The 11382-nt window shown below is 72.2% G+C and carries 10 protein-coding genes; 4 read left to right on the top strand and 6 right to left on the bottom strand.

Annotated features, from left to right (window positions below; translation table 11 throughout):
• A partial coding sequence (locus ACWF94_RS20580) for a rhodanese-like domain-containing protein (protein WP_453490102.1) occupies positions 1–570 on the bottom strand: 570 nt, incomplete at its 3' end.
• Positions 571–661: 91 nt separating this feature from the next.
• Here ACWF94_RS20580 and ACWF94_RS20575 point away from each other — a divergent pair.
• Positions 662–955, top strand: a complete 294-nt coding sequence (locus ACWF94_RS20575) for a metal-sensitive transcriptional regulator (protein WP_453490099.1) — start codon at positions 662–664, stop codon at positions 953–955.
• 90 nt (positions 956–1045) lie between these two features.
• Here the strand turns inward: ACWF94_RS20575 and ACWF94_RS20570 are convergent, their stop codons facing one another.
• Positions 1046–1837: a sulfite exporter TauE/SafE family protein gene (locus ACWF94_RS20570; RefSeq protein ID WP_453490096.1), complete on the bottom strand. Its 792-nt coding sequence runs from the start codon at positions 1835–1837 to the stop codon at positions 1046–1048.
• Positions 1838–1893: 56 nt separating this feature from the next.
• Positions 1894–3261, bottom strand: coding sequence for an MBL fold metallo-hydrolase (locus ACWF94_RS20565; protein ID WP_453490093.1), 1368 nt, complete (start codon positions 3259–3261; stop codon positions 1894–1896).
• Between the two features lie 402 nt (positions 3262–3663).
• Between ACWF94_RS20565 and ACWF94_RS20560 the strand changes: the two genes are divergently transcribed.
• Positions 3664–4623 (top strand): threonine/serine dehydratase, encoded by a 960-nt coding sequence (locus ACWF94_RS20560; RefSeq protein WP_453490090.1) that lies wholly within the window; start codon positions 3664–3666, stop codon positions 4621–4623.
• A 25-nt stretch (positions 4624–4648) separates the two neighbouring features.
• On the opposite strand, the gene ACWF94_RS20555 is transcribed toward ACWF94_RS20560, so the two are convergent.
• Together ACWF94_RS20555 and ACWF94_RS20550 are read right to left on the bottom strand one after the other, a co-directional pair.
• Positions 4649–5242 carry a DUF1877 family protein gene (locus ACWF94_RS20555; RefSeq protein ID WP_453490087.1) on the bottom strand — a complete coding sequence of 198 codons (594 nt, stop codon included), beginning with the start codon at positions 5240–5242 and terminating at the stop codon, positions 4649–4651.
• Positions 5232–6665 carry an MFS transporter gene (locus ACWF94_RS20550; RefSeq protein ID WP_453490084.1) on the bottom strand — a complete coding sequence of 478 codons (1434 nt, stop codon included), beginning with the start codon at positions 6663–6665 and terminating at the stop codon, positions 5232–5234. The genes ACWF94_RS20555 and ACWF94_RS20550 overlap by 11 nt, the downstream gene beginning before the upstream one ends.
• 100 nt (positions 6666–6765) lie before the next feature.
• Between ACWF94_RS20550 and ACWF94_RS20545 the strand changes: the two genes are divergently transcribed.
• Positions 6766–7641: a TetR/AcrR family transcriptional regulator gene (locus ACWF94_RS20545; RefSeq protein WP_453490081.1), complete on the top strand. Its 876-nt coding sequence runs from the start codon at positions 6766–6768 to the stop codon at positions 7639–7641.
• Here ACWF94_RS20545 and ACWF94_RS20540 read toward each other — a convergent pair.
• Positions 7598–8710, bottom strand: coding sequence for a helix-turn-helix domain-containing protein (locus ACWF94_RS20540; protein ID WP_453490078.1), 1113 nt, complete (start codon positions 8708–8710; stop codon positions 7598–7600). The two genes, ACWF94_RS20545 and ACWF94_RS20540, sit on opposite strands and share 44 nt — an antisense overlap.
• Positions 8711–9091: 381 nt before the next feature.
• Here ACWF94_RS20540 and ACWF94_RS20535 point away from each other — a divergent pair.
• Positions 9092–11382: glycosyl hydrolase family 18 protein (locus tag ACWF94_RS20535; RefSeq protein ID WP_453490075.1), on the top strand; the 2291-nt coding region annotated here is incomplete at its 3' end.

Below are 11382 nucleotides of genomic sequence, written 5' to 3'. Positions count from 1 at the left end.
GGAGCGGCGCAGCCGCTCCAGGGTCTGGGTGACGTCGGCCGCCCTGGGCCGGTTGTGCGGCAGCTTGGAGAGGACCGCGGCCATTCCGCAGGTGTTGGTGAGGGCGGAGAAGACCAGTCCGCCCGCGATCCCGGCCGAGAGCAGCAGCCAGGCGGGGTGGACCAGGCTGAGGCCGGCGCCGGTCAGGACCAGACCGCCCGCGGTGAACCGCACCTGGCGCTCCATCGACCAGGTGGCGCGGGGGGTGCCGTCGGGGCGGTCCAGCGTGTGGCCGCGTTCGGCCCAGGCGTTCGTACCGCCGACGAGGGTGGCGGTGGTCACTCCGCTCTCGGCGAGCAGTGCGCAGGCGCTCTCGGATCGGGCCCCGGACGCGCAGACCACCAGGATCTCGCCCCGGTCGGCGGCCTCCCGGATCACGGGCAGGGCGCGGCGGACCTGGTCGAGGGGGATGTTCAGCGCGCCTGGCAGGTGGCCGGAGGCGTATTCGCCTGGCGTACGGACGTCGATGACCGTCAGGTCGTCGAACCGGGTACGGGCCTGGTCGACGTCGAGGGCAGGGGTGGTGTTCATGGTGGATGCCATCCTTGGAATCGCTGGACATTTCTGTGGGTGCCCCCCAGAGGAGTAAAGTACCCCCAGGGGTATCTATTGAGGAGTTGTCGTGGAGCTGGACCTCGCAACGGCCGAGCTGAAGGCCGTCATGAACCGCTTGCGCCGCGCTCAGGGCCAGATCTCCGGAGTGATCCGGATGCTGGAGGAAGGCCGTGACTGCGCGGACGTCGTCATTCAGCTGGCGGCGGCGTCGCGCGCCCTGGACCGGGCGGGGTTCGCGATCATCGCCACCGGTCTCCAGCAGTGTCTGACCGGCACCGGGGACGGGACTGAGGGGATGAACGAGGCGGACCGCGACGAGATGCGGTCGCGGCTGGAGAAGATGTTCCTGTCGCTGGCGTGAGGCAGGCCCCGGCGCTGGACGCGGTCCGGTTCGGCGCGGTCCTGTTCATCCGGCTCCCGTACGACGCGGTCCCGGCCCGCGCGGTCCCGTTCACCCGAACCCCCTGAGGCTGTCCAGCAGCATCACCGCGGCCACCGCCAGCAGCACCACGGCGAAGATCCGCTGAAGCGTCCGCCCGCGCACCTTCCCGGACAGCCGTTTGCCGTCCCACGCCCCGAGGATCGCGGCGCCCGCGAACGGTGCGACGACCGCCCAGTCCAGCCCTTCGGCCGTACCGGTACGGGTGGTCAGCGCGGCCACCGAATTGACGGTGATCACCAGCAGGCTGGTGCCGACAGCCACTCGCATCCGCAGTCCCACGGGACCGACCAGGGCGGGCACGGCGAGAAATCCGCCGCCCACACCCAGGACGCCGGTCACGGCGCCCAGCCCGGCCCCCGTCCCGGCGGTGACCGGCCACCGGGCGCGTACCGGCACCGTGCTCTCCGTACTCGCCGCGTCGGCCGAGCCTGATCCCGCCGGCCTCAGCATCGACAGCGCCGCGAGCCCCGCGACCACGGCGAACGCCCCGGTCAGCAGGGCCGACGGCAGCCGCGCCGCGACCGCGCCGCCCAGTGCGGCGGGCACCAGCCCGGCCGCCGCGACCAGCGCGCCCGTACCCCAGCGCACATGGCCGTCCCGGGCGTGGGCGAGCAGCGCGGCGGCGGAGGTGGCGGTGACGATGACCAGACTCGCGGTGGTGGCCGCGACCGGGGTGAAGCCGAGCGGATAGATCAGCGCGGGCACGGCGAGCACACTGCCGCCGCCCCCGAGCGCGCCGAGCGCAAGACCAACGACGGCCCCGGCGGCCCCGGCGACCAGGGCGAGGAGCAGCGTACTCACACCGCTCCCCGGAACCCGCCCGCGCGGGAACGCGAGAACTCGGGGCCGGGCACGGCTCATCCCTCCGGGGCGTACTCGACGGGCAGACCCGCCGCCCGCGCCGCGCCGAACCCGTCGTCCACCGCGACGACATCCCGCCCGGCGGCGTCCAGCAGCGACGCGGCGATCGCCGCCCGCATCCCGCCCGCGCAGTGCACCCACACGGTCCCCGGCGGCACCTCAAGCAGCCGGGACCTGAGCTGGTGCACGGGGATATGGACGGAACCGGCGACAAAGCCCTGCGCCGCCCGCTCGGAGTCCCGCCGTACGTCGAGGACGACAGCGCCCTCGTACGCCCCCGCGAGTTCCGCGAAGGCCGCGCGCCGGAAGGACCGAGGCCGTTCCCCGTCCCGTACCCACTCATCGGGCGAACCGGTCGCCGCGGCGGCGGGCCGGTCGATGCCGACCCGGGCCAGCTCCCGCTGGGCGTCGGCGAGCTGCGCGGGCGATGCGGCGAGCAGGGTGACGGGCCTGCCCCAGGGGATCAGCCAGGCCAGATACGTGGCGAGCTGACCGTCGGCCTCGAAGTTGAACGATCCGGCGACATGCCCTTCCGCGAAGGCGATACGGCTGCGGAGGTCGACCACCCACTCACCCTCGGCGAGCCGCCGGGCGATGTCATCGGCGTCGGCGACGGCGGGCGGCGTGAGATCGACGGGCGCGGGCCCACGGGCGTTCACCGGGCCCATGTGCGTGTAGTACGCGGGGATGTCGTCCAGACCGGCCAGCAGGTCGGCGACGAAGGTGTCGGCGTCCTTGACCAGCGCCTCGTTGGCAAAGCGCTCCTTGCCGATCGTGGTCTCCCCGCCCGCCGACGGCGAGGACGAGCAGAAGCTGCCGAAGCCGTGTGTCGGCAGTACGGCGGTGTCGTCGGGCAGTTCGTCCGCCAGCCGGTGCACGGACGCGTACTGCGCGCGGGCGAGCCGCTCGGTGAGGCGCGGCTCGACCAGGTCGGGCCGCCCGACCGTGCCGATGAGCAGCGATCCGCCCGTGAACGCGGCCACCGTCCGCCCCTCGTCCTCCAGGGCGTACGCGGTGTGGTGCGGTGTGTGCCCGGGAGTGGCCAGGGCCCGCAGCGCCAGCCCGGTCCCGATCTCCACCCGGTCCCCGTCGGCGATGGGAACCCGCTGGTAGGAGACGTGCGCCCCGGCCGGTACGAGGTAGTCGGCGCCGGTGACGCGGGCCAGCTCAAGCCCCCCGCTCACATAGTCGTTGTGCACATGCGTCTCCACGACCGCCGTGATCCGCACGCCACGCCGCGCGGCCGCCGCCACCACCCGGTCCACATCGCGCACGGGATCGATCACTACGGCATCCCTGGCACCACCCACCAGATAGCTCCGGTTGCCGAGTCCGGGAACCTCGATGGTGTCGATGAAGAACACGGCCTTGATCCTTTCGCCAAAATTACCCCCCGGGGTATGTTTTCCACGGTAACAGAGTTACCCCTGGGGGTATCCAGGCGGGCCGCCGCTCGCGGGGTGCGGGGCACGGGAGCGGCCCACGCGGACAGGGGCGCGGACAGGACGCGGGTGCCGAGGCGCAGGCGACACACGGGCGCGGGGCAGGCGGCGCACGGGCGGGGCCGGACCGGACCAGATCGGATCGGATCGGATCGGATCGGGCCAGGTGGGACCAGGTGGGGAGCTTCCCCGCATACGGTCGATCGTCAGCGGCGTCGACCCGGTGGCGCTCACCTACTGTGACAGCCTGCGGGGAATCGCGGCACCGCCGCCCGCGCCGTACCCTCCGGCCTCGCCCGTACAGATCGCAGGAAGGTAGTTGCCTTGATCAGCATCTCGGACATCGAAGTCGCGGCTGAACAGATCGCCGGGCATGTCGTACGCACTCCGACCGTGGAGAGCCCCGGACTGACCGCGCTGCTCGGAGTCCCGGTCACCGCGAAGCTGGAGCTGCTCCAGCGCACCGGCTCCTTCAAGGCACGCGGGGCGACGGCGCGGCTGCTCGCGCTCGGCGAGGCGGAGCGGGCGGCGGGCGTGGTGGCGGTGAGCGGCGGCAACCACGGGATCGCGCTCGCGGTGATGGCCGGAGCGCTCGATGTGAAGGCGACGGTGGTGATGCCGGAGTCGGCGCCCGCGCGTTCCATCGAACTGGTGGAGGCGGCGGGCGCTTCGCTGCGGCTGACCGACGGCATGGACAGCGCGTTCGCGCTGATGACGCGGTTGCAGACCGAGGGTCTCACCCTTGTCCACCCGTTCGACGACCCCTCGGTGATCGCGGGTCAGGGCACCGTCGGCCTGGAGTTCGCCGAGGACGCCGGGGAACTCACCGACGTCCTCGTCAGCATCGGGGGCGGCGGCCTGATCTCCGGTGTCGCGGCGGCGCTGCACGCGCTGCGGCCCGGGGTACGGATCTGGGGCGTGGAGACGGAGGGCGCGCAGGCCATGTCTCAGGCGCTGGCCGCGGGCGGTCCGGTACCGGTCGCGCTCTCCTCGATCGTGACCACGCTCAGCGCGCCGGCCGTCTCACAGCTGACGTACGACCATGTGTCCGCCCTGGTCCACGAGGTCCTCGTGGTCTCGGACCGGGAGGCCGTCCAGGGCACCCTCGACATCGCCGACCACGCCAAGGTGTGGACCGAGCCCGCCGCCGGCTGTCTGCTGCCCGCCGCCCGGCGCGTACGGGAGCGCGTCGGCGACGGAGCCAGGCTCGGGCTGGTCCTCTGCGGGGGCAACACGCCGACCCGGGACGTCATGGCCTGGGCGGAACGCTTCCACCTGCGGTGAGCCCTGCGGTGAGCCGTCAGGTCCGTCACACATCCGCCGTGAACAGCACCGCCCGCCCCGCCCCCGCAGCCCGCGCGTAGAACCGCCGGACGCTCACCAGATGCTCCCAGAGGTACCTGAAGTCCCACTCCGCCTCCCGCCCCATCGCACCCGCCCGCAGTCCGGGGAACCGCCCCCGCAGCCACTCCTCCCCGATCCCGGCCAGCGCCGGGGCGGTCCGGCGGGTCTGGGCGGGCGTCACCAGCGTGGCGATGTACGCCCCCACCGGCAGCAGCCGCCCGCCGAGGAACGCGTACGAGAGGGGGTAGGGACCCGTGCCGCACCGCAGGGTCCCGTCCGCCAGACAGCGGTGCAGGGTGCCCCAGGCCCGGTCGGTGTCGGCGGTCCAGCGGGGCTCGCAGCCGTCCTCGACGGAGTCGATGTACGCGGTCACCTCGTCGGCGCCCGCCCGTACCAGCCGTTCGGCGTCGGCGGGCGGGATGGCGAAGTGGCGCCCCAGACTCCCCGCGACCGACCGCCCGGCGAGTACGCGGGGCGGGTCCGGGCGGTCCGGGCACCCGTACAGGTCCGGGGCCGGGAACGCGTACAGGTCCGGGGCCGGGGCCGGGTCAGTGAACATGCGGGCCTCCCGTCAACTGCGGTTTGCCGCGCGGGACCAGGGCGATGGACAGCGCGGCGGCGACAGCGGCGGTCACGGCGAGGAGGGTGTACGCGTCGGTGAAGCCGGAGAGGGCGCCCCGGGTGATGCCGGCGGCGGCCACGGTGGAGACCACGGCGACCCCGACCGACGCGCCCACCTCGTGGAAGGTGTTGACGACACCTGAGGCGAGCCCGGCCTCATGGTGGTCGACCATCGCGAGGGCGGTGGTCGTCGCGGTGACGAAGACGGCTCCGATGCCGAACGACGCGACGACGAGTCCGGGCACCAGCGTCCCGTACACCCGCGAGGTTTCCGAGAGCAGGGCGAGCGGGACACTGCCTGCCGCCGCGACGGCCATCCCGCCGACCGCGCAGGCCCGGCTGCCGATACGGCCGACGAGCCGGGAGCCGAGGTGGGCGCCGAGTCCGACCCCGATGGCCACGGGGAGGAAGGCGAGACCGGTCCGCAGCGGGCTGAAGCCGCGTGCGTGCTGGAGGTAGACGGAGCCGACGAAGAAGAAGGAGATCAGCAGCGCGGTGGCGATGAGCATCAGGAACGATCCCGCGATCACCGGACGGCGGGTGAACATCCGCAGATCCATCAGCGGGGCGCGGCTCGCCCGCTCGACCGCCGCGAAGGCCGCGTAGAGGGCGATCGAACCGATCAGTGTCAGCAGCGTGACCGCGTCGGTCCAGCCGCTGTCGCCCGCGCGGACGAGTCCGTAGATCAGCGAACCGGTGGCGGCGGTGGCCAGCAGCGCGCCCGGGGCGTCCAGCCGGGCGGGGCGGGGTGCGCGGGCCGGGACGAGGGCGGGGACGGCGAGGAGGAGGACAATGCCGATGGGGACGTTGACGTAGAAGATCCACTGCCAGCCGGGGCCGGATGTCAGCGCGCCGCCGAGCAGGACGCCGACGGCCGACCCGGTGCCGCCGATCGCGGCCCAGACGCCGAGGGCCTTGGTGCGTTCGGTGCCGTGGAAGGTGGTGGTGACGATGGCGAGGGCGGCGGGGGAGAGCAGGGCGGCGCCGACGCCCTGGGCGATACGGCCGCCGATCAGGGCGGGTGCGCTCTGGGCGAGCCCGGTGACCAGGGACGCGGCGGTGAAGACCAGCAGACCCGCGAGCAGGGTGCGCCGGGCGCCCAGCGCGTCGGCGAGCCGGCCGCCGAGGAGCATCAGCCCGCCGAAGCAGAGGGTGTACGCGGTGACCACCCAGGTCAGGGTGGCCCGGCCGAGATCGAGGTCGGTGGCCATGTCGGGCAGCGCGACGTTCACCACGGTGACGTCGAGGACCAGCATGAACTGCGCGACACAGATCAGGGTGAGGGCCGCCCAGCGGCGGGGGTCGGCGGGCGGGTGGGTGCCGTCGGGGGTGTGCGGGTCATGGGTGGTGGGGTGCGTCACGCGCCATCTCCTCGGTTCGGCGGGCGGTCCTATATGAACCGTACAGTTCAGTTCACTTGAACTCAACCGTACAGTTCAGCTCTCGGCTAGGCTCGACACCATGAGCAGCGCGGAAGCCGACCGACAGCCCCCCGGCGGGCCTGACGATCCCGACGGCCCTGGCGGCCCGCACAGCCCGCACAGCCCGCATGGCCCGGACAGCCCGGACAGCCCGCAGGGCACCAGTGGCCCCACCAGCACCAGCACCAGCACCAGCACCAGCACCAGCACCAGCACCAGCACCAGCACCAGCACCAGCACCAGCACCAGCAGAGCCAACGGCGCCACCCGTACGCATGGCATCACCACGCCTCCCCGCCCCAGCGGTCCGCGCGCCGAGCGCAAGCGGCAGGCCATCGTCACGGCGGCCCGCGCGCTCTTCCTCAGGGAGGGCTTCGGCGTCGGCATGGACGCCATCGCCGCCGAGGCGGGCGTCTCCAAGGTGACGGTCTACAACCACTTCGGCAGCAAGGAGTCCCTGTTCACCGCGGTCATCGCGGGCGCGCTGGACGAGCCCGTCGGCGACTCCTCAGGGGCGCTCGCCCAGCTCGCCGACACCGACCCCGACGAACTGCGCCCGGCCTTCATCGCGGCGGCGCGCGCCTGGGTCCACGCCGTGCGCGACGACCACGAACTGGCGGCCCTGCGCACCCTCGTCGCCACCGAGCTGCACCGCTTCCCCGAACTGGGCCGGGGCTGGCAGCACAACACCACCACCGGCCACCACCCCGCCGTGTCGGGGGCGCTGCGCGCACTGGCCGACCGGGGCCGGCTGGTCATCCCCGACCTGGAAGTGGCCACGCTCCAGCTGTACGCGCTGCTGGTCCACCCCCATATGATGTTCGGCCACTACGGCGCGACCCTCGACGACGACTTCACCGAACGGCTGCTCGTCAGCGGGGTGGACATGTTCCTGGACCATTACGCGCCACGGTGATCACGCCTCGGTGGGCGGCCTGGAGCCCCGCCTGGAAGCGGGTCCGCGCGCCGAGGACGTCCATGATCCGGCGCATCCGGCGTTCGACGGTCCGCTGGGCGACCCCCAGCCGGCGGGCGATCGCCTGATCGGTGAGGCCGGAAGCGGACAGGGCGAGCAGATGCTCGTCGTCGTCGCTCAGCCCGCCGCCCGCGCGGCTCCCCGTCGGCCACAGCGGTACGGAGCGCTGCCACAGCAGCTCGCCGAGGACGACCAGGGCGTCCAGCAGCGCGGACGGGTGCAGGACCATCACCTCACCGCCCTGGGCGAGGGCCACCAGCGCCACCCGGCGGTCCGCGATCACCAGGGTCAGCGGCACCTCGGCGAGTACCCGGCTCTGCTCACCGAGCCGCGCCAGTTCCCGGCAGCGGGCGAGCTGTTCGGGCGACTCCAGGCAGCGGTGGTCGTAGACGGCCCGGTGCACCACGCCGGGCCGCAGCGGCTCGCGCGGTACGGCGCCCGGCGGCCGGTCGAGGATCAGCAGCTCCTCGCGGGTGGCGCGCTGGACCTGGGCGAGCCGGCGGTCGATCGCCTCCCGCCCGCTGATGAACTGGACGGCGGGTCCGGCGTCCCCGTACTGCCGTACGGAGCGGAACTCGTCGGTGAGCGAGGCCGCGACCAGCCGCGCGCGCTCGATCTCCTCCTGCCGCTGGAGGGCCAGCACCTCGATCGCGACTCCGGGAGGCGCCGGGCTGAAGCGCACGGGACGGCCCCGGTCCCGGGTGAGCATGCCGCGCCGCTCCAGTGAGCGGGTTCGGCGCCGGACACGGGCGGTGTCCCAGCCGGTGGCGGCGGCGAGTTCGGTGACGGTGGCGCGGGGGCGGCCGAGCAGCGCCCGGTAGAGGAACTCGTCGTCGGCGGGGACCCCGAGCGCGGCGAGCCGGCGCTTGTCCCGGCCGTCGCCGGCCCCGGCACCCTTGGCGGCCCCGGCACCCTTCGCGGCCTTGGCGCCCTTAAGGGCCTTGGCACCCTTCGCGGCCTTGGCATCCCTGGAATCCCCGGCATCCCCGGCGCCTTCAGCTCCCGTCACTCCGCCTCCCCAGCAGGACGGTCGGGGTATCGACGGTAGGGCGGCGACCCGGGAGAGGTACAGACCTCTGCGGATGCCGAGACGGAATGCCGACAGTGACGGGAATCCGACGCTCCCCCTTCCTGTCGATTGGTCCAGACCACGGGCAAGGTTGTCATGTACGCCCCCGTAAGAACAGCCCCTGCGAGAACGGAGGAGTCACCCCACCCCAGGCGTACACCCCAAGGCCCCCAACAGACCCCCAGCAGAGACCGAGCAGCACGGCTCACCGACGCCGGGCGCCCCGAGCACCAAGCACCAAGAACTGAGCACCACCGAGCACCGAACACCGAACACCGAGCACTGAGCACGGCCACACACCCCTACCCCCCAGGGAGAGCCATGTTCAAGCGACCACTCGTCAGAAAGCGCCGCCACAGACTCATCGCGCTCCTCGCCGTACTCCTCCTCCCACTGGCCACCCTCACCGGCCTCGCCACCCCCGCCCAGGCCGCGGGCACCCTCACCGCGACCTTCAAGAGCGAGAACTACGGGTCCTGGTGGAAGAACACCTACATCATCCGCAACAGCGGAACCGCCCCGGTCACCGGCTGGACGCTGGACTTCACCCTCCCCGCGGGCGTCACCGCCAATGGCCACTACCACGGCGAGGCGACCGCCAACGGCAGCCGGCTGACGGTCAAGAACGCCTACTACAACGCCACCGTCCAGGGGAACGGCACCACCGAGCCGTACAGCTACTGGTTCCTGACGAACAGCGCGATCACCGCGCCCACCGGCTGTACGGTCAACGGCGACAAGTGCGACGGCACGCCCGATGTGCCACCCGGCGCCCCCGGCACCCCGACCGCGTCCACCGTCACCTCCCGTACGGTCGCGCTGAACTGGACGGCGGCGGCCAAGGGCGACTACCCGGTGGCGTCGTACGAGGTCCTCAACGGCAGTGCGACGGTCGCCACCTCGACCACCACAGGCGCGACCGTGACCGGGCTCACCCCGGCGACGAGCTACACCTTCACCGTCCGCGCCAAGGACACCCGGGGCAACACCGGGCCGCCGAGCCAGCCGGTCACCGTACGGACCGTGGACCCGGCATCCGATCCCACCCCACCGTCGGCGCCGGGGAACCTGCGCACCACCGCCAAGACGGCCTCGACCGTCTCCCTCGCCTGGAACGCGTCGACGGACAACGTCGGTGTCGCGGCGTACGACATCCACCGCAACGGCACGCGCGTGAAGACGGTGGAGGCGCCGGCCACCACCGCGACCGTCGACGGGCTCTCGCCCGCCACCGCCTACACCTTCACCGTCACGGCCCGGGACACCGCCGACAACTCCTCCCCGGCCTCCAACGCCCTGGCCGTGACCACGGACGATGTGGCCGGTCCCGGCAATTACCACAAGGTCGGCTACTTCGCCCAGTGGGGCATCTACGGCCGGCAGTACTTCATCAAGAACCTCGACACCTCGGGTGCCGCGGCCAAGCTCGATGTCGTCAACTACGCCTTCCAGAACGTGGACCCGGTCAACTTCACCTGCCAGGCCGGGGTCACCAAGGGCGTGTCCGGCAATCCGCAGGACCCGAACGAGGGCACGGGCGCCGGTGACGCCGAGGCGGACTACTCCCGGCCCATGTCGGCCGCGCAGTCCGTCGACGGGGTCGCGGACGACGGCTGGGGCAAGCTGCGGGGCAACTTCAACCAGATCAAGAAGCTCAAGGCCAAGCACCCGCATCTGAAGTTCGTGGTCTCGCTGGGCGGCTGGACGTTCTCCAAGTACTTCGCCGACGCCGCCGCGACCCCCGCGTCCCGGACGAAGTTCGTCAAGTCCTGCATCGATGTCTGGATCAAGGGCAATCTGCCCGTCTACAACGGCGCGGGCGGCCCCGGCACCGGCGCCGGGATCTTCGACGGCATCGACATCGACTGGGAGTGGCCCGGCTCCGACGGCCACCCCGGAAACCACTACGGCCCGGCGGACAAGAACAATCTCACCGCCCTGCTGGCGGAGTTCCGCAGCCAGCTCGACGCGCTCGGCGGCGAGCACAGGCTGCTGACCGCCTTCACCCCCGCCGACCCGGCGAAGATCCAGGCGGGCTGGGACATCTCGAAGATCTTCGACTATCTGGACTTCGCCAATATCCAGGGGTACGACTTCCACGGCGCGGGCAGCGACAACTCGTGGGAGCCCCTGCGGACCGGCCACCAGGCCAATCTGTACCGGGACGCCCAGGACCCGTACACCTTCGACTTCAGTATCCAGAAGGCGGTCCAGACCTACCTCGACGCCGGAGTCAGCCCGCGCAAGCTGACCGTCGGATTCCCCTTCTACGGAAGGGGCTGGAAGGAGGTCGCCGCCGGGCCGACCGGGACCAACGGCGAGTGGCAGGCGGCGAACGGGGCCGCGACCGGGCAGTTCCCCGAGGAGGCGGGCATCCGGGGCTACCACAACATGCTGACCAGTGTGCCGAACATGACCATCCACCACGATGAGCAGTCCATCTCGACCTATGGCTACACGGGTCCAGGCGGACAGTGGTGGAGCTTCGACGACCCCTGGTCCATCGGGAAGAAGACCGACTGGATCAAGTCGAAGGGGCTGCTCGGCGCGATGGTCTGGGAGATGTCGGGCGACACCCCGAACGGAACGCTGATGAACGCGCTCCACACCGG

The sequence above is a fragment of the Streptomyces sp. NPDC055078 genome, from assembly GCF_053607985.1.
Note: the sequence above shows the minus strand (reverse complement) of the source record. Positions and strands in the feature narration are given on the sequence as shown.